We start from the raw sequence: 19156 nt of genomic DNA, 5'->3' as shown, positions 1-19156 counted from the left end.
ATAGGTGTTTAATTAAACATGCTTAAAAGACGCAAAAACCAAGATTAAGTTACAAGTTGTATTAACTAATTAGCTTTATACTCTTTTACAGCATCTATAAATGCTTTAGCATTTTCTAACGGAATGTTAGGTAAAATACCATGACCTAAATTTACAATATATTTATCTTTACCAAACTCATTAATCATTTGGTGCACCATTTTTTTGATTTCTGCAGGAGGAGAAAATAAACGTGTAGGATCAAAATTACCTTGCAAAGTAATGTTACCGCCTGTTAAGTAACGTGCGTTTCTTGCAGAACATGTCCAGTCAACACCTAAAGCTGCAGCTCCAGATTTAGACATTTCATCTAAAGCAAACCAACATCCTTTTCCAAAAGCAATTACCGGTGTAATGTCTTTTAAAGCATCAATTATTTGTTGAATATATTTCCAAGAAAACTCTTGATAATCTACAGGAGAAAGCATTCCTCCCCAAGAATCGAATACTTGAACAGCATTAACACCTGCTTTTACTTTTTCTTTTAAGTAAGCAATTGTTGTATCTGTAATTTTTTGTAATAATTGGTGTGCAGCAACAGGATTTGTAAAACAAAATTCTTTTGCTTTGTCGAAGTTTTTAGAACCTTGACCTTGCACGCAATAACATAAAATAGTCCATGGAGAACCAGCAAAACCAATTAATGGAATATCATCGTTTAGTTTTTCTTTAGTCATTTTAATGGCTTCGTAAACGTAGCTTAAGCTTTCTTTTACGTCTGGCACAATAACATTATCGACATCTTTTTGAGTACGAACAGGATTAGGTAAATATGGACCAAAGTTTGGCTTCATTTGCACCTCGATATTCATTGCCTGAGGAATCACTAAAATATCACAGAATAAAATTGCAGCATCCATTCCGTATCTACGAATAGGTTGTACTGTAATTTCACTTGCTAATTCTGGAGTTTGACAACGTGTAAAGAAATCGTATTTAGCCTTTATTTCCATAAACTCTGGTAAATACCTTCCTGCTTGACGCATCATCCAAACTGGTGGACGATCTACAGTTTCTCCTTTTAATGCTCTTAAAAATAAATCGTTTTTTATCATTGCTAATTTTTAACTTTTCAGCTATTAACTTTTAGAGATTAGTCTATTTTACAAGTTTTAGCTGTGTCTTTTGTTATTAAATCATAACCAGATTAATAGTTGCGATTTATGTTGTTTCTTGCAGAGAGTAAGGGATTCGAACCCTTGGTGCCTTTGCAGGCACACTACCTTTCCAAGGTAGCACGATCGGCCACTCTGTCAACTCTCTTTTTAATTGTTATTATATATAATGTTCGTTAACCAGCTCAATTACGCTTTCTACGGTTGGAACTTTTGCAATTCTTATATCTTTAAAATGCTTGCTAGCTTCTTTTGCTGTAGATTCTCCAATGCAAAATGCAATTGTTTTATCTCCAACATTGTTTTCTTGTTTATAACTTTTAACTGTCGACGGACTGTAAAACATAATACCTTCTACAGAATCATCAACCTTAACGCTGTCTAATTTTGTTTGATAAGCTTCAACTTCTTTAACGTCTATATTGTTTTCTTTAAGAATAGTTGGCAAATCGTCTAATCTTAGATCGCTACAGAAATAAATAACTTCATTACCTTCCATAAACTCAACTAAATATTCTGCTAATTTTTTAGCATTATTTTCGCTATGTCTAACTTCTCCAATTCTTTTTTCTACCATGCGTTTTGTTCTACGGCCAACACAGTAAATGTTTTTAAATTGTAATTCTATAGCCGAAAAGTTAGTAAGTAGAGCTTCAACAGCATTTTTACTTGTGATAACTACGTTTTCAATTTCGTTTTTCAAGAATCTTGGTGCAATTCTATTCAAGTTTATTTTTACGAAATCACTACTTTTAGGAGTCACCTTTTCATGAAACAATAAGCGTTGATCTTCTGTAAAAGATTTAGTAGAATAGATGTTAGTTGGTTTGCTAGTTTCTTTCATAGCATCCATTAAACTCTTGCCACCTTTACCTATTACATAGTCTGCACACCACTGAGCAATATCTCTATGTTCTCCAAGTGTTTTTACGCGTTCTACGGTAATTTTTTTAGTTCCGTTAGGACTTAATAATATACCTTCAAAGAAAATTTCTTCGTCTTTTATATAACATAAAGCACCAATAGGAGCAGTACATCCACCTTCTAATCTGTTTAAAAACTCACGTTCTATTTGTGTACAGATTTCAGTCTCTTCATCATTAATTTCAGCTAAAATTGCTAATAATTCTTCGTCGTCTTCTAGAGCTGTTGTCATAATTGCACCTTGCCCAGGAGCAGGAACCATCCATTCTAAATTATCGGCAGTTTCTGGTCGTACATCTAAACGTCCAAGTCCAGCTGCAGCAAAAATTGCAGCATCCCAATGTTCTGTATTGTCTAGTTTTTCTAAACGTGTCGCTACATTACCACGAATATCTTCGACAGTATGCGTTGGGTAACGATTAAGCCATTGTGCTTTTCTACGTAAACTACTAGTCGCAATTACTGCTTCACGTCCACCTAAAAATTCTTCGGTACCTTTAAAAACTATAGTATCACGTACATTACCACGTTTCATAACGGCAGCTTGTACAATACCTTTGGGTAAAACGGTAGGTACATCTTTTAAAGAGTGTACAGCAATATCAATGTCTCCATTTAACATTGCAATGTCTAAAGTTCTTGTAAATATTCCAGTAATACCAAGCTCGTATAAAGGCTTATCTAAAACAATATCGCCTGTAGATTTTAAAGGAACAAGTACTGATTTGTGACCTAATTTTTCTAATTGTTGTCTTACAGCTCTGGCTTGATAAAGCGCTAACTCACTATCGCGAGTTCCAATTCTTATTATTCTAGACATTTTTTATTGGTTCTAACTGAAACACTTTTTGAATAAGTTCCAGGCTATCGTTTGTAGAAATTGCTTCGTCTTTTAAATGGTGAGCGAAGTGATTAGTTATTTTCTGAATAAGTTTATTGCTTATTAATTCGGCTTGTTCCTCATTAAAATTAGCAATTTTTTTGCGTTGTGTATCTAATTCGGCCTTTTTAAAATCTTGTAGTTTTATTTTTAAAGCCTTAATTGTAGGTGCAAATTTTCTAGTTTCTAACCAACTATTAAATTCAGTATTTACTTCTTGAATAATAGTTTCGGCTAAAGGAATATGTTGTTTTCTATTCTCTAATGTTTCATCTGTAATTTGCGATAAATCATCTAAATGTATAAGTTTAACGTTGCTTAATTCTTGGACGTTTTTGTTTACATTCTTCGGAATTGATAAATCTAAAATCAATAAATCTTTTTTAGATTGTATTATATGTTTGTCGATTGTAGGATTTTGAGCTCCGGTTGCAACAATTAAAATATCAGAAGTATTAATCTCTTCTTGAAGATTAGCGTAATCTTTTACAATTAAATTAAATTTACCTGCAATAGCTTCTGCTTTGTCTTTAGTTCTATTTATTAAAGTTATTTGCTCGTTTTTGGTATGTTTAACCAAGTTTTCGCAAGTATTTCTTCCTATTTTTCCTGTTCCGAAAAGTAAAATGTTTTTATTTGTAACGTTTTCAACATGTTTCATTATGTATTGTACAGAGGCAAAAGAGACAGAGGTTGCTCCAGAAGAAATATCAGTTTCTGTTTTTATACGTTTACTTGCTTGAATAACAGCGTTTACTAATCTTTCTATAAAATGATTAAGTAAATTGTGTTTTTTAGAAATTCTTGCTGCAGTTTTTAACTGACTTATTATTTCGAAATCACCAAGAATCTGGCTATCTAAACCAGAACCAACGCGAAACATATGCGAAATAGCATCTTTATTCTTGTATACATAAGCCACTTCTTGAAACTCTTCAACAGTTCCTTTTGTGTTTTCACAAAGCAGTTGGATAAGTTGAAAAGGATGTTCTGCAAAACCAAAAATTTCGGTTCTATTACAAGTAGAGGTTACTATCAAGCTCTCGATACCATTGGTCTTGGCTTGGTTTAATAAATTTAATTTAGCGTCTTCACTTAAACTAAAGTGACCACGAATTTCAGCATCAGCTTTTTTGTAGCTTAAGCCAATCGCGTAAAACGTTGTTCCTTTTGAAATGTGATATTGTTTCATAATCTTAACGATAGCAAAAATAATATCTGATAATGCGATAAAACAACGCTAAAAGAACTAATAGTGTCGCTTGTGGTTTTTTCGCGTTGTTTTTTACTTTAAAATGGCAAAAGTACTATATTTGCTAAAGCTACAAGCGTTCGTTGCTTTGTAGTTTAGAACAAATCTAAATAGAGTTATGCTAAATCCTGAAAATAAAATAGAGAAAAGTATCGCTAAAGGTTTTTTTTTAGAAACTCGTGCAGACGATGGTGTTTTTATTTTAACACATCAAAATGATACACAAGAGGTTAAGGTTATTGAACGTGAAATAGATAGTAGTTTTATACAGTTTCATTTTTGCATAAAAGGAGAGAGTCAATTTTTGTTTAATAAAGGTAGTTATACTTTAAATGTAGCTGAAGAGACCTCGCTACTATTATACAATCCGGAACGCGATTTGCCAATTCATTTAGAAGTTAAGCCAAATTCTTGGTTAGTTTCTGTATTAATATCTATTAAACAATTTCATGGTTTGTTTTCTCAAGAAGCAGATTATATTACTTTTTTAAGTGAAGATAATCGTGATAAAAAATATTATAAGGATGGTAAAATTTCACCATCTATGGCAATTGCATTAAATCAACTCATTAATTATAATTTAAACCATAGTGTTAAAAATATTTATTTTAAGGCAAAGGCTTACGAGGTTATGAGTTTGTACTTTAATAGAAGTGAAGATGCAGATATTGATCAATGCCCTTTTTTGGTAGATGAATCTAATGTGCTGAAAATTAGAAAAGCTAAGGATATTGTAATTTCGAGAATGGCTGAGCCACCAGGTTTACAAGAGTTAGCCGATGAAATAGGATTGACGCTTAAAAAGCTTAAAGAAGGTTTTAAGCAAATATATGGGGATTCTGTTTTTAGTTTTTTATTAGATTATAAAATGGAATTTGCTAGAAAATTATTAGAATCGGGAGCTCATAATGTTAATGAGGTTGGGTTAAAAGTAGGTTACAGTACTTCTAGCCATTTTATTGCTGCTTTTAAGAAAAAGTATGGAACAACACCTAAAAAATATGTGCAGTCTGTAGGTTAAGTTTTTTTTTGCTAAAAAGAAGATTAGAAAACAGTGATTGTTCTTTAGGTTGTGTTTTGAAGGCTTCCAAATCATTACCTTCCACTAATGCGTTTTCGTGTTTTGTATTTTACTAAGTCTAAAATTTCCTCAATAACTTCATCTTCTTTTTTGTTTTCTTCCATGTAATTGCCGCTATATCCAGATTGGAAGTAAACGTTGGTAACTAATTCCTTTTGTTTTTCGTGATTTAAAAATGCTGCATAGTAAAGCTTTTTAGAATCACCATATTCGTTTTTAGTATCCAGCTTAAAAAAATACATTACTCCTTTTTTATCATCATCTGTTTTAAACGTTTTTTCTGCTAAAAAAGAAATAGAATCTCTGCCAATTTCAATATTTGCGGTGCTAAACAAGTATGACTTTGCATATTTAAGTTGAGAGATTTCTTGAGTTAAATAAGGTTTTTTTAGATTTAAAGCATAGAGTTTATTAACTAATAACGCTTGGTTCTTATAGTCGTCCAAGGTTTTGTTTTTAGTTTTTCAGGGATGTTTTCATTTGCTTTTTCTAACAAGGCATAATAAGTGGTAAGTGCTTCGGCATTTTCGCTATCTATTAATTTCTCGAAAAAACTTTCGGCTATAGATTCTTTTCTAAATGGGAAAATTAACTTCACATAACTGTATAGGGAGCTGTTTCTAGAATGGTATCCAGAATTTTTGCTTAAGCCTCGTTTAATTTCAATTTTACCATCATTAATAATAGTCTTTTTGTGTTTTTTGTAATCTTTAGATTTTATAATACTACTGTCTTTTAACCTTGCTAATAAATTATATACAGGTTTTTTGTATTCTTGAACGTTTGTGTATTCTAAAAGCTCAGGAAACAGGTCTTTTTTAAGCTCTAAAGAGTCTTTGTAAGTATAGAAAAGTGACTGAACATCATACTGTTCTAGCGGTAAATCTTTTTGCATTAAAGTCAAGACGTCTTCATGCGTTTTTTTGTCTTTTTTGTTTAAAAGAGCCTTTAAAATAGTGGTTTGAATTCTAGGATTAGAATAAGAGTCTACATACAAATTCTTTAAAAAAGGAATTACCTTGTTGTCTTCTAGTTCTATAAGTTCGTTAATTAAGTTAGTTTTTATGTTTTCTTTATTTTCTGGGAATTCAAAATTTTTAACCAAATCCATAATGGTATTGGTATGCGATTTATTAAATTTTAATAGATTGTAGGTGTTCATTACAATGCTGTCGTCTTTTTTAAGAGCTTCAAAAAAACGTTGAGTTTTATCTTTAAAAACAGTTTCTCCCATAATGGTATCTATGGGTTTAAATGTTTCGTAGAAATTTTTAATAAAAAGGGAAGGTTCATTTATAGAATCGTTTAAAGATTTGATAGTAAATAATACTCCTTTTTTAACAATATGCTTAACTCTTATTGCTTTAGCGCTAAGAGAATCTGTTAATGTGTAACTATAAGTATAGGTATTATTCTTGTATGTTCTTTTCTTATTATTAATTCTAAAAATTTTAGTACCGTCACTTTTGTATTTTGGTAGTCTAGAGTCGTCTAATTCCTGCCACAAACTATCAATGTTGGTATACATTTGAAAATCGTGAAATTTCGTTCTAATAACAGAAATTTGCTCGTTAGCTTTAGAATAGTAGTTTGTTTGTTTTGTTACTGCTTCGTAATCTTTTGGTTTTTGTCTGTTATTACGATTGTAGTTTAATATTACAGGTTTTGTATTTGTTGTTACAGAAAAATGAAGAGCGGTGTCTATTGTAGTTTCAAAACCATCATACTTGGTTTTGTTGAATTTAAAAGAATTAAAATAGGCAGAAGCTTTACTTTTTTTGAAACCAGAATAGCCTAATAAATAATAACTGCCATCTTTTACAATAGTTTTTAGGTAGATTTTTCTATTTGAAACCGAATCGAATTTTGCAACAGCTTCATAGCTTTTGTACGTTCCGTTGTTAAATTTACCAGAAATACTATCTTCAATTTTTAAGTCTTTAAAAAAACTATTAGTTATGTATTTTGCTTCAAACTCGTCTTCTTCAATATAGTAGGTGTCTTGATTTACAGATTCTTTTAAAAAATAATAATCATCGCCAATATTAGCTTGAATTAGTTTATTACCAGCATTTTTAAGATTGTCTTGCGTGTTAAATTCTGGTAAAAGCACTTCGTATTTACGATATGGAGATTTAAAAGTTTCCATGTTTTTAGATGGTGTTTTAAAACTAATAGAATTAAAGATTTCTTTTTCGTAATCTAAAACATAGTTTTTAGGGCCTCCAAATTTTATAATAACAAGTTCTAATGGTGTTTTGTAGATATGGTATTTTTGATAATCACCTTTTTTAGTCTTGTTTAAAACACTTAATCCTGGAAAAGGAGTCGTTATTTTTTCTTTAGAAATAATATCTCCTGGAATATCTTCGAACAAAAAGTTCTCCAAACGGTCTAAGGTAATTTCTTCTTCATTGGGTAAATAATCGAATAAATTAAAACGACTTACAGTTAAAAAAGCACCATTAGTCATATCTGGTGAGATTGAAAATTTTTGACCATTGTAGAAAAATTCTTTTAAATCGCTAAAGCTTTTCAGGGTTATAAAACCATCGGTAGTAGCAGCTTCTTTTAAAATAGGAGATGCAATAAAATTTTCTATAGACTGTTTTTTAGTTTGTCCGTTTTGTGTCTGTTCACTTAGTAATGCTTTTACGGTATAGCCTTTGTTTCTAAGTGTTTTAAGCATGCCGCGATCGCCAGGTAAGTGCGCTGCGCCAACACCAGCAAATACAGATTGTTTTTGGATAACACTATCTAGAACTTTTACCATATTATCGTTTCTAATGTATAGCATGTTCTCTCTAAAATAGGGCGTATTAGAAGCTTCTCCAATGGAATCTAAAAGGGCTAAATTACGTTCGCGATAAGTGTTTTCTTGTAGTAAATGTGGGCTTTCCTTTTCATAAATTTCGGTTAACCAAGGATCTAATTTTTTCTTATAAGCATTTGTGCTTGCCTTGCTTGTTAAGTATTCGGCTTCGTCTAAATTCTCAAGACTAATAATAGTTTTGTTTTTCTTTTTTCCCGCTTGATAAATAAACATATCTAGGTAGGTCTCTTCTTCAAAATTATCTGAACGGGAACTTTTTCTATATAAATAACCGTTTAACATACGGTTATCTTGGCGTATGGCACTTCTAATTAATAATTCGTTTGGATGTTTTAGGCTAAATGTTGAAGAGTAAAATCCACTTCTGTAATTACCATTTGAGTTTTGAGGAGATAAAATTGCATTTTCATAACTATGGTCTAACCAAGTCGAAGGATCACTTTCAAGTGCAATAGCTTCACTATTAGAAAGTGCATCAAAAAATACGTCATCTAATCTAAAAGCGACTTTTTTACTAACGTGCATTGTGCCGTAGATGTAAGACGGTTTTTGTAAGCCATTACCAGAAATTTCCCAAAGTAAGCTTTGCTCGTGCTCTTGAGAAAAGCCTAAAAAACAAAAAAAAGTAGCATAAATAAAAAGACGCTTGTGCATAGACGAGAATAAAATGAACTATAAATATATTTATTTAACTTAAAATATAAGTAAAATATAGAATTTTAACGTGTTTATAACATAAGGAGCTTTTTAATCTTTCGTTTGGTATCTTATAGTATTGTATTTTTGTAAAAAAGAAAAAGCAGATTTCCGTCTACGCGGAAATAAAAAAAAGAAAGAATGAAAGGAGCATTACTTGTAAATTTAGGGTCACCAGAAAGCCCAGAGCCTAAAGATGTAAAAAAATATTTAGGAGAATTTTTAATGGACGAGCGTGTAATAGACGTTCCTCTTTGGGCAAGGACTTTACTTGTAAAAGGAATTATTTTAAATACACGACCAAAAGCATCTGCCGCAGCTTATAAAAAAATATGGTGGGAAGATGGTTCTCCGTTAATTGTACTTTCTGAACAATTACAAGAAAAAGTACAAGAACAGGTCGATTTTCCGGTAGCTTTAGCAATGCGTTATGGTAGTATGACCATTAAAAAAGGGCTACAAGAATTAGTAGATAAAGGTTGTGATGAGGTGTTTTTAATACCATTGTATCCTCAATTTGCTATGGCAACAACAGAAACTATTTTGGTTCTAGCCGAAGAAGTAAGACAAGAATTTTTTCCGAATTTAAAAATAGACTCACTTCCTGCTTTTTATAACAATCCAGAATATATTACTGTTTTGGCTAATAGTATAATAGATGACTTAAAAGGTAAGGAATATGAGCATTTATTATTTTCATATCACGGTGTTCCAGAGCGTCACATTCGTAAAAGCGACATTACAAAATCACATTGTAAAATAGACGGTTCTTGTTGTGCAACGCCAAGTAAAGCGCACGAATTTTGTTATAGACATCAATGTTTAGAAGTTACACGTTTGGTAGCTGAGAAGTTAAATTTAAACGAAGACGCATATTCTACATCATTTCAATCTCGATTAGGTTTCGATCCATGGTTGCAGCCATATACTGATAGAACGATTGAACGCTTAGGTAAAAAAGGAATAAAAACAATGGCAATAGCAACTCCAGCTTTTGTTAGCGATTGTTTGGAGACCTTAGAAGAAATAGCAATGGAAGGTGAAGAAATTTTTCACGAAGTGGGTGGAAAAGAATTTTCAACAATCTCATGTTTAAATACTAATAAAGAGTGGGTTTCATTACTAGCAAAATGGATTAACGAATGGTCTAAAACGCCAGTCGAAGCTTAATTATGGAGTACTATAATTACATAAAAGCATTGCATCTTATTTTTGTGATTACATGGTTTGCTGGTTTATTTTACATTCCAAGACTATTTGTGTATCAGATCGAGGCGTCCCATAAACCGTCTCCAGACAAAGAAATTTTAGGAGACCAATTAAAGTTAATGGCAAAACGCTTGTGGACAATAATTACTTGGCCTTCTGGAATTTTGGCAGTGTTTTTTGGTTTGACTTTATTCTATTTAAACCCATATCTTATTCAAAACGATTGGATGCAAGTAAAACTAGGTTTCGTTGTTTTGCTTATTGCTTATCATTTGCAAACCCATGTTTATTTTAAGCAATTACAAAATAATGTTGTAAAAAAGACTTCTAGTTTTATGCGATTATGGAACGAAGGAGCTACTTTTATTCTATTTGCAGTTATTTTTTTAGTATTGTTAAAAAGTGCTTTTAATTGGATTTTTGGTGTCATTGGTATTTTCGTTTTGGCATTACTACTTATGTTAGGCTTTAAATTATACAAGAATATTAGAAATAAGAATCCAAGAGCATAAAAGGTATTAACTGTTTTAATATTCATTTTTTATGTTTAGACCTTTGGTTTGATTATTGTTATATTTATTGAAATTTATTGCATGAGGTCCCTTTTTATTATAATAGTTGCACTTTCTACATTTAGTAATATGCAAGCTCAAAGCCTAAAGCAAGGTAAATGTTATGAGCGTTGTTTTACTTATAACAAGCCTTTAGAGTGGAAAGAGATTGATTGTGAGAGTTCTAGTGGAGTTAAATCTAATGGTGTAAATGTTTTTACTGTTAAAAAAACAGGTGAAGAAAAAACTAAATTTATAGCCTATCAGCAGCTTTTAGTTGATTTAGATTACGATTTAGAAGTTAGTGGTTTTTTAGATGAAAGAACTATAAATGCACACCATAAGTATTTAAAGCATAAAAAGAAGGCTGAACGTAAAGCTAAACGTAGAAACAGAAAAATATGATGAAATTAAAAAAACTGTCTTTACGTATCAGGATATTTATAGCCATGATCTTGCTAGTAGTGTTGTCTTCAATATTAATTGCAGCAGTTGCAATTTATCAATACAATGAAGAAACTCAAGATTATCATAAACAACGTTTAGAAAGAAAAGAAACAGCAATAATAAGAAGTTTAGACTTTGTTATTCGTGAAACTTCGTTTCCGGTTACTACAGAAAATGTTCCTCTTATTTTTAAAATGAAAATATATGAGGTTGCAGAAGTGCATAATATTCAAATTAATCTATACGATTTAGAAGGTTCGTTGTTAATTTCATCTAAATCAGGACTGCAACCATCTACCGAAAAATGCTTAGAACCAAAGGTTTTAAATACACTTTCTAATACTGCCGAGCATCGTTACGAAGACAGGAGAGCTGAAGGTTCAGAGATTTTTAGATCTTCATATCTGTATATTACAGATACAAAATATAAAGATTTAGCTATTATTAATTTACCATATTTAGAGAGGGACGATTTCCTTGCTAAAGAATTAAATGAATTTTTAGAGCGTTTATCTTATACCTCATTAGTTGTTTTGCTAATGGCAGTTGCATTGGCTTTTTTCTTATCGCGCTACATTACAAAACCAATTAAAGCCATTAGTGAAAAAATGAACGCTACGCGTTTAGAAAAACGTAACGAAAAAATTAATATTCAAGATACTAGTGAAGAAATTTCGACGCTAGTAGATTCGTATAATCGAATGATAGATGAGCTCGAGGAGAGTGCTGTACAATTAGCAACAAGCGAGCGAGAGCAAGCTTGGCGTGAAATGGCAAAACAGGTGGCTCATGAAATAAAAAATCCATTAACTCCAATGCGATTAACGGTGCAAAGTTTTCAGCGAAAGTTTAATCCTGAAGACGAGAATATTTATCAGAAATTAGACGAATACACTAAAACTTTAATACAGCAAATAGATACAATGAGTTCTATTGCCGGTGCTTTTTCAAATTTCGCAAAAATGCCAGCGCAAAAAAATGAAATGCTTAATGTTGTTGAGGTGGTAGATTTAACGCTCGATATTTTTAACGAGAATTATATAACCTTTCAATCGGATAGAAAAGAAATTATTGCTAATTTTGATAGAACACAGCTTATTCGAGTGGTTACCAACTTAATAAAAAATGGAATTCAGGCCATTCCAGAAGGAAGATTACCACAGATTATTGTTAATGTAGTTGAAGAAAATGAAGCTATAAAAATTACGGTTTCAGATAATGGAATTGGTATTTCTGAAGAAAATAAAGCTAAAATTTTTGAACCTAAATTTACTACAAAATCTAGCGGAATGGGTTTAGGTCTTGCTATGGTTAGAAATATTGTGGAAACTTATCGTGGAACTATTACCTTTGTATCTAAGAAGGATGAGGGCACAACTTTTATTGTTGCTTTCCCAAAAAAATAAATAACAAAACTTTTACTAATATAGAAGTTATAAATATAATTTTCAATGCAATACGAAAACATACTATCAGTAAGCGAAAACGGGATATCAACTATTACAGTCAATAGACCTTCAAAATTAAACGCTTTAAATAAAGCAACTATAGGTGAGCTTCACGAGGCTTTTAAAGCTGCAAATAATGATGAAGCAATAAAGGTAATAATTATTACAGGAAGTGGTGAAAAAGCTTTTGTTGCAGGAGCAGATATTAGTGAATTCGCAAACTTTAGTGTAGAAAACGGAGGTAAATTAGCAGCTAAAGGACAAGAATTATTATTTGATTTTGTTGAGAATTTAAGTACGCCAGTAATTGCAGCCGTAAACGGTTTTGCACTTGGTGGTGGGCTAGAGTTGGCTATGGCAGCACACTTTAGAGTGGCAAGCGATAATGCAAAAATGGGATTACCAGAAGTTTCTTTAGGTGTAATACCTGGTTATGGTGGTACACAGCGTTTACCACAATTAGTTGGTAAAGGTCGTGCCATGGAAATGGTAATGACTGCTGGGATGATAGATGCAAATACAGCAAAAGATTACGGTTTAGTAAACCATGTGGTAACACAGGAAGAATTAATGCCTTTAGCATTAAAAATTGCAAGTAAAATTATGCGTAACTCTTCTGTTGCAATAAGCAAAGCTATAAATGCTGTGAATGCTAATTTTAAAGATGGTGTTAACGGTTTTGAAACAGAAATTGAGGAATTTGGAAATTGCTTTGGTACTGAAGATTTTAAAGAAGGAACAACGGCTTTTTTAGAAAAAAGAAAAGCAGATTTTCCAGGGAAATAGTATAAAAAATTTATTTTTAATACTATATAATCATAAAAAAAAGGGAGCCATTAATGGTTCCTTTTTTATATAATTTACTTATTTTTAAAGACTAGAAAAGCTTGTAAATGTTCTGTCGTTTACAGTAATTTCAATTTTATAATCTCCTGTTCTATCTTTTAATAAAGTATATTTCTTAGCGATAATACTAGTGTCATTTACAGTTTCAGAATATATTTTCTCGTAAGAGTCATTTTCTGTATCGTAATAAATGTTTATTGAGTAATTAGATTTTGTAGGGTTGTAAGTGTTAACTGTTATCATTTGATCTTCAGTTTTTATTCTTGGCTTGTAAATAACCTTTAAGCTTTCTTTATCAAATGTTACCGTTTTAGAATTTACTGTAAAAGGATATACTCTAATGTCGGCTTTTTTATCTAATTCAAAGATGTAGCTACCGTTAGGTAATGTTGTAAGGTCAAAAGACTTATTATATTTTCCATTTTCTAAAATAGCTTCTCTGTAAAGAATAATACCATAAGCATCTTTTACAAGTAACATATCTCCCTGACTTACATTTTCTAAAACTAAAGTAGTTTTTCCGTCTTCTTCATTATTTAATGAAGTTAATTCTGTTGCATTGCTGATTAGTGTAGCAAATATCATTGCTAATACTAAAGTGTTTTTCATTAATGTTTTCATAATCTTATTTTTTAAGTGATTATGTGGACAAAGGTACAGGCAAAGAGTTGTTATGAAAACAAGTGATTTGGCTATTATCTATGCTAAATTAACCTCAGTACTATTTACGAAAACGATATATGTTAATATAGTATATATTAATGCTAAATTAGCATAGGTTGAGAACCCTTTATTTTGTAATTTTGTTTAAAGCTTTTACTTATTTTGAATACTAAACCTACATTTAAAAAAATCACCCCAAATTTTGGTAGTTCTATCACAACTATTGAGAAAACTAAAAAGCGTAAACGTAGCGAAGCGTTTTGGCATTTCCATCCTGAAATTGAAATGGTGTATGTGAATAAAGGAAAAGGTAGAAGGCATATAGGTAACCATTTATCTTACTTTAATAATAGTCAGTTAATTTTAATTGGATCTAACTTGCCGCATAATGGTTTTACAGATCGTTTAACATCTAAAGGCAAAGAAACAATGGTACAGTTTCATCCAGATTTTTTAGGAGAAACTTTAAAAACGCTTCCAGAATTAAAGAATATATTCCAATTACTAGAACGTGCTAAAAAGGGTATTCTATTTAAGCCAGAAATTAAAAAAATTGTTGGACCTAAAATTGAGAAGTTAACAAAATACACAGGTATTAAAAAAATAACAAAACTTCTTGAAATATTAGAACTGTTGGCATTAACAGACGATTATGTGGTGTTAAATGAGAATGGATATGTATTTGAAACACAACCACAGGATAGTAATAAAATAGATCGAATTTTTAAATACGTTAGTAAAAACTATCAAAACCACATTACTTTAGATGAAATAGCAAACTATGTAAGTATGACGGTTCCTGCTTTTTGTCGTTACTTTAAAAAAGTTACAGGAAAAACATTTACGCAGTTTGTTAATGAGTTTAGGGTGTTTCATGCTACAAAACTCTTAACAGAGAGTCAGAGTAGTATTACCGATATTTGTTTTGAGTGTGGTTTTAATAACTTTTCGCACTTTAATAAGGTATTTAGTGAAGTAATAGGTAAAAGTGCCTCTAAATATAGGGGAGAGTTAAAAGCAATGGTACAGTAAAGGAATCACGGCTTTAAAACTTGACATAATAAACTAATTATTTCTCTCCATTCCACTCTGCAAAAAATTGTTTTAAATACAATAGCATAAAATCATGCCTTTGGCTGGCAATTTTTTTTCCTGTTTTGGTATTCATTTTGTCTTTTAAAAGTAGTAGTTTTTCATAAAAATGATTTATTGTAGGTGCTGTAGAGGCTTTGTATTCTGCTTTTGTCATATTAAGATTGGGCTTAATATCTGGATTGTAAATCGTTCTATTTTTAAAGCCACCATAATTTATGGTTCTAGCAATACCAATTGCTCCTAAAGCATCTAATCTATCTGCGTCTTGAACTACGTCTAACTCTATAGATTTAAAAACATCTCTATTGCCAATGTTAGAGCTATAAGAGATGTTTTCTATAATTTTAACTACATGATTTATAATACTAGAATCTACATTTTGTTTAATTAAAAACGCTGCTGCTACTCTAGGTCCAATAGTGCTATCTCCATTATGAAATTTACTATCGGCAATATCATGTAACAAGGCACCAAGAGAAACGGTTAGTTGGTCTACTTTTTCATTTTTAGCTATAAGTATCGCGTTTTTATAAACACGTTCTATGTGAAACCAATCATGTCCGCCTTCTGCACCTGCTAATTCCTTTTTTACAAAAGTTTTAGTCGCTTCTATTAAAGCAAGATCAACCATATTATAACTTTGCTGGCTCTACCCATTTAAATTGGTAAGAGTTTTCCGGAACCTTTATTCTATCTGCCAAACGTATCATTCTCGAAGGTAATTTCATTAAGTAATCACGAGCTTTTTCAGCTTCATCTGTAAGACCAGTAACTTTATCAATTTCCCAACGCTTAGTTAGTTTTTCTAATATCTCAATATAATCCATAGAAGTATACACACCAATACGTTGTGCTGTATTAGAAAACTCTTCGAAAACAGAACCTATTTTACCGCCAGATTCTCTTAAAAAATGAGCAGGCATTGTAATTTTTTGCTTCATCATGTATTGAAACGCTAACATCATTTGGCTTGGGTCTACAGCGAAAATACGCTCTACAAACTCACTGTATGCATGGTGATGTCTCATTTCGTCACCAGCAATAATCTTACACATTTTAGCCAATTGTTTGTTGCCTTTTTGCTTCGCTAATTTAGCAACGCGGTTATGAGAAACGTAAGTTGCTAACTCTTGAAAACTAGTGTAAACAAAGTTTTTATATGGATCTTGAGCAGTACCAATATCAAAACCATCAGAAATAAGATGTTGTGTGGTTTGTTCGATTTCTTTCATATTAACACGCCCAGAAAGGTATAAGTACTTATTAAGTACATCTCCATGACGGTTTTCTTCAGCAGTCCAATGTCTTACCCATTTAGCCCAGCCATTTCTACCACCTTGATCTACACCTTCAACATCCATTAACCAAGATTCGTATGTTGGTAATGCTTCTTCAGTAATCATATCGCCAACTAAAACCACCCAGAAATCGTAAGGTAATTCTTTAGATAATTCTCTAATTTCCTTTACTTCCTCAAGAAAGTTTGGACCTTCAGAATTAGGTAAAAAATCTGTTGGTTGCCAAATAGTTTCTGGCGGAATTAAATATTTTTCTATTAGTGTTTCTATGTCTTTTTCTAAAAACGACATCACTTCTAATCTTACATTTTTTAATGACATAATCTTAAATTTTAATACTACTTTTAATAGTGGTTTCTATGTGCGTAAGTAGTTCTTCAGTAGAACTAAAATCACTAGATTTAACGGGTTTATGAGCTTCAAAAGTCAAGCTATTTCCAATACCCATAGGGAATTTTCCATAACGTAAATTTTTCCACGAATTATTAATAGTCACTGGAATAATTACAGCGCTAGGTATATATTTTATTAATGTTTCTAGACCTTTAGTCTGAAATTTTTTAGGCTTACCATCACGACTTCTAGTGCCTTCAGGAAAAATTACAGCTGCTCTTTTTGTAGACTCTATATAATCTGCAAATTTTCTAATAGCCACAATAGCTTGTCTTGGGTTCTTTCTATCTATTAAAGCAGATCCTCCATGTCTTAGGTTGTAAGACACACTAGGTAAACCTTTGCCTAATTCTTTTTTACTCACAAATTTCACATGGTGTTTTCTAAAATACCACATCATTGGCGGAATATCTGCCATACTCTGGTGATTAGAAACAATTATTACAGGTTGAGAGTTGTCTAATTTATAAGGATTAATAAACTTGTGTGTAGACCCTAAAAGATTAATACAGCGCATTAAGCAAAACTGTAAATAATCTACACTTTTTTTATGCGCTTTGTATCCAAACACATTAAAACAAAGCCATTGTATTGGATGGAAAACAAGTAGAGTTAACCCAAAAAATAGGAAATAAAGACAAGTTAATGGATATGCTAAAATTTTTCTCATTTGTACTATAAAATCTATATATCAAAAATAGAAAAACCACGCTTAAAAAGCGTGGTTTTTCTATAATACTTAGTTTAATAGTTGCTAGATGCTCACTATTAAAGTCTAATACTTTCTAGCAATGCTCGTTATAAGCATCAACAAGGTTCTCTGCAATTAATTCTGCAGGACGACCTTCAATATGATGACGCTCTAACATGTGTACTAATTCTCCGTTTTTAAACAAAGCCATACTTGGCGAGCTTGGAGGAAAAGGTACCATATGTGCTCTTGCTTGGTTAACCGCTTCTTTATCTACACCTGCAAAAACAGTTACGATATTAGTAGGTTTTTTATCATTATTTAAACTCATTTTTGCACCTGGACGCGCATTTGCTGCTGCACAACCACAAACCGAATTTACAACCACTAACGTAGTTCCTTCTCTTTTTATAGCCTCGTCAACAGACGCTGCTGTATGTAGTGCTTCAAAACCTGCGTTTGTTAAATCTTCGCTCATAGGTTTTACCATTTCTGCTGGATACATATCTTTCTAATTTTTATATTAATATTCTATTTGTACAAAGTTAATCAAAAACCATGCAATTATAATTATGGCGTTACCTTATATCACTATCGTGCCATAAGGTCAGGCTATCACTACTCGCTTTTTTTGAGAAAAACAAAAAAGAGCTCAAACATACCGTTCCATCCTTAACGCGCTTACTTGCTAATAGTCGTAACAAAACAAGAGAATTGACAACTAACAAAGTATTATATTTACAATCTTAAAAATAATAGCAGGATAATGAGTGGATTAAAATGGATTGGTGCCACAATAGGTTGGTCTTTTGGTGGACCAATAGGAGCAATAATAGGATTAGCACTTGGTGGTTTAGGAGATGCTTTGGCATCAGGAAAAGGAGGTTTTACAATAGGTGATGGAACATTTAATGAAGAGCGTTCGCAACAAGGTAGAAGACCAAACTATAGAACACAACAACAAAGAAGAGCACAAACAACTTCTGGAGATTTTGAAGTTAGCTTACTAATTTTAGCAACTGTAGTTATTAAGGCCGATGGTGTGCAAGACCAACGCGAATTAGATTTCGTTCGTAAGCAATTTGTTGCCATGTACGGTAAAGACAGAGCAAATAAAGCATTCGAATTATTTAAAAAAGTGAGTCAACAAACTGTGCCGTTACGTCAAGTGTGTATGCAAATACAGCAGATGATGGATCACTCGTCTCGTTTACAGCTTATGCACTTTTTATTTGGTATCGCAAAAGCCGATGGTATGGTAACCGAAGATGAAGTAAACCAAATTTTCACCATAGCCGGTTATTTAGGTATTAGTTCTCGCGATTATAATAGTATAAAAGCGATGTTTTATAACAGTAGCGATAATGCTTATAAAATTTTAGAAATCACAAAATCTGCTACTACAAGCGAAATTAAAAAAGCCTATAGAAATATGGCTAAAAAATACCATCCAGACAAAGTTGAGCACTTAGGAGAAGAGCATAAAAAAGGAGCCGAAGATAAATTTAAACAAGTGCAAAAAGCTTACGAGCAATTGCAACAAGAGCGTGGCTTTAAGTAAGCAGTTTTAGTAGGCAATTTTGTAATCTATTAAAATAGTAGTAATTTTATAAAGAGATTACTAATAAAAGCACCTCTCTTTAATTAAAGAGAGGTGCTTTCGGTTTTAACTAAAACGGGTGAGTTTGAGAGAAA

General features: G+C 31.7%; 18 protein-coding genes and 1 tRNA gene. 8 read left to right on the top strand and 11 right to left on the bottom strand.

The genetic code is table 11. From position 1 onward, the window contains the following. Positions 1-65 precede the first annotated feature (65 nt). The 4 genes from hemE to hemA all read right to left on the bottom strand — a co-directional run bounded on the left by hemE (position 66) and on the right by hemA (position 4150). Positions 66-1094 carry a uroporphyrinogen decarboxylase gene (gene hemE / locus ASC41_RS09570; RefSeq protein WP_055436424.1) on the bottom strand — a complete coding sequence of 343 codons (1029 nt, stop codon included), beginning with the start codon at positions 1092-1094 and terminating at the stop codon, positions 66-68. A gap of 121 nt (positions 1095-1215) precedes the next feature. After that, positions 1216-1302: transfer RNA gene (locus ASC41_RS16825), tRNA-Ser, on the bottom strand. A 12-nt stretch (positions 1303-1314) separates the two neighbouring features. Continuing rightward, positions 1315-2898 carry a hydroxymethylbilane synthase gene (gene hemC / locus ASC41_RS09565; protein WP_055436423.1) on the bottom strand — a complete coding sequence of 528 codons (1584 nt, stop codon included), beginning with the start codon at positions 2896-2898 and terminating at the stop codon, positions 1315-1317. Beyond that, positions 2891-4150, bottom strand: coding sequence for a glutamyl-tRNA reductase (gene hemA, locus ASC41_RS09560; protein WP_055436422.1), 1260 nt, complete (start codon positions 4148-4150; stop codon positions 2891-2893). The genes hemC and hemA overlap by 8 nt, the downstream gene beginning before the upstream one ends. A 178-nt stretch (positions 4151-4328) precedes the next feature. On the opposite strand from hemA, the gene ASC41_RS09555 reads away from it, so the two are divergent. After that, positions 4329-5231: an AraC family transcriptional regulator gene (locus ASC41_RS09555; RefSeq protein ID WP_055436421.1), complete on the top strand. Its 903-nt coding sequence runs from the start codon at positions 4329-4331 to the stop codon at positions 5229-5231. 74 nt (positions 5232-5305) lie between these two features. On the opposite strand, the gene ASC41_RS17130 is transcribed toward ASC41_RS09555, so the two are convergent. Together ASC41_RS17130 and ASC41_RS09550 are read right to left on the bottom strand one after the other, a co-directional pair. Next, positions 5306-5737, bottom strand: a complete 432-nt coding sequence (locus tag ASC41_RS17130; protein WP_241489647.1) for a hypothetical protein — start codon at positions 5735-5737, stop codon at positions 5306-5308. Continuing rightward, a complete protein-coding gene (locus ASC41_RS09550; RefSeq protein WP_241489646.1) occupies positions 5707-8778 on the bottom strand; it encodes a TraB/GumN family protein in 3072 nt (1023 codons plus the stop codon). Before ASC41_RS09550 ends, ASC41_RS17130 begins: the two co-directional genes overlap by 31 nt. A 183-nt stretch (positions 8779-8961) precedes the next feature. On the opposite strand from ASC41_RS09550, the gene hemH reads away from it, so the two are divergent. The 5 genes from hemH (at position 8962) to ASC41_RS09525 (ending at position 13261) form a co-directional block, all read left to right on the top strand. Next, positions 8962-9990, top strand: a complete 1029-nt coding sequence (gene hemH, locus ASC41_RS09545; protein WP_055436420.1) for a ferrochelatase — start codon at positions 8962-8964, stop codon at positions 9988-9990. A 2-nt stretch (positions 9991-9992) separates the two neighbouring features. Then, on the top strand, positions 9993-10541 hold the full coding sequence (locus ASC41_RS09540) for a CopD family protein (RefSeq protein WP_055436419.1): 549 nt from the start codon (positions 9993-9995) through the stop codon (positions 10539-10541). An 81-nt stretch (positions 10542-10622) separates the two neighbouring features. Further along, a complete protein-coding gene (locus ASC41_RS09535) occupies positions 10623-10985 on the top strand; it encodes a hypothetical protein (RefSeq protein WP_152971453.1) in 363 nt (120 codons plus the stop codon). Next, positions 10985-12433 carry a sensor histidine kinase gene (locus ASC41_RS09530; RefSeq protein WP_055436417.1) on the top strand — a complete coding sequence of 483 codons (1449 nt, stop codon included), beginning with the start codon at positions 10985-10987 and terminating at the stop codon, positions 12431-12433. Before ASC41_RS09535 ends, ASC41_RS09530 begins: the two co-directional genes overlap by 1 nt. 45 nt (positions 12434-12478) lie before the next feature. Continuing rightward, entirely contained in the window at positions 12479-13261 is a 783-nt protein-coding gene (locus ASC41_RS09525; RefSeq protein WP_055436416.1) for an enoyl-CoA hydratase/isomerase family protein, read from the top strand. A gap of 84 nt (positions 13262-13345) precedes the next feature. Here ASC41_RS09525 and ASC41_RS09520 read toward each other — a convergent pair whose 3' ends face one another. After that, positions 13346-13942: a hypothetical protein gene (locus ASC41_RS09520; protein ID WP_055436415.1), complete on the bottom strand. Its 597-nt coding sequence runs from the start codon at positions 13940-13942 to the stop codon at positions 13346-13348. Between the two features lie 201 nt (positions 13943-14143). On the opposite strand from ASC41_RS09520, the gene ASC41_RS09515 reads away from it, so the two are divergent. Beyond that, complete coding sequence (locus ASC41_RS09515; RefSeq protein ID WP_055436414.1) at positions 14144-15016, top strand: AraC family transcriptional regulator; 873 nt, start codon at positions 14144-14146, stop codon at positions 15014-15016. A gap of 37 nt (positions 15017-15053) precedes the next feature. On the opposite strand, the gene ASC41_RS09510 is transcribed toward ASC41_RS09515, so the two are convergent. From ASC41_RS09510 to ASC41_RS09495, 4 genes are all read right to left on the bottom strand, one after another. Further along, entirely contained in the window at positions 15054-15710 is a 657-nt protein-coding gene (locus tag ASC41_RS09510; protein ID WP_055436413.1) for an HD domain-containing protein, read from the bottom strand. A 1-nt stretch (position 15711) separates the two neighbouring features. Then, on the bottom strand, positions 15712-16698 hold the full coding sequence (locus tag ASC41_RS09505; protein WP_055436412.1) for an acyl-ACP desaturase: 987 nt from the start codon (positions 16696-16698) through the stop codon (positions 15712-15714). A gap of 4 nt (positions 16699-16702) precedes the next feature. Further along, the gene (locus ASC41_RS09500; RefSeq protein ID WP_055436411.1) at positions 16703-17440 is read right to left on the bottom strand and encodes a lysophospholipid acyltransferase family protein; all 738 of its coding nucleotides are present in this window, start codon (positions 17438-17440) and stop codon (positions 16703-16705) included. Positions 17441-17555: 115 nt separating this feature from the next. Next, the gene (locus tag ASC41_RS09495) at positions 17556-17966 is read right to left on the bottom strand and encodes a BrxA/BrxB family bacilliredoxin (protein WP_055436410.1); all 411 of its coding nucleotides are present in this window, start codon (positions 17964-17966) and stop codon (positions 17556-17558) included. A gap of 261 nt (positions 17967-18227) precedes the next feature. Between ASC41_RS09495 and ASC41_RS09490 the strand changes: the two genes are divergently transcribed. Continuing rightward, complete coding sequence (locus tag ASC41_RS09490) at positions 18228-19022, top strand: TerB family tellurite resistance protein (RefSeq protein WP_193786896.1); 795 nt, start codon at positions 18228-18230, stop codon at positions 19020-19022. The last annotated feature ends 134 nt before the right edge of the window (positions 19023-19156 follow it).

Source organism: Lacinutrix algicola (assembly GCF_001418085.1).
In the GTDB taxonomy this organism is placed as follows: Bacteria; Bacteroidota; Bacteroidia; order Flavobacteriales; family Flavobacteriaceae; genus Lacinutrix; species Lacinutrix algicola.
The sequence above is the reverse complement of the archived record's forward strand: the minus strand, read 5'-3'. Positions and strand labels throughout refer to the sequence as shown.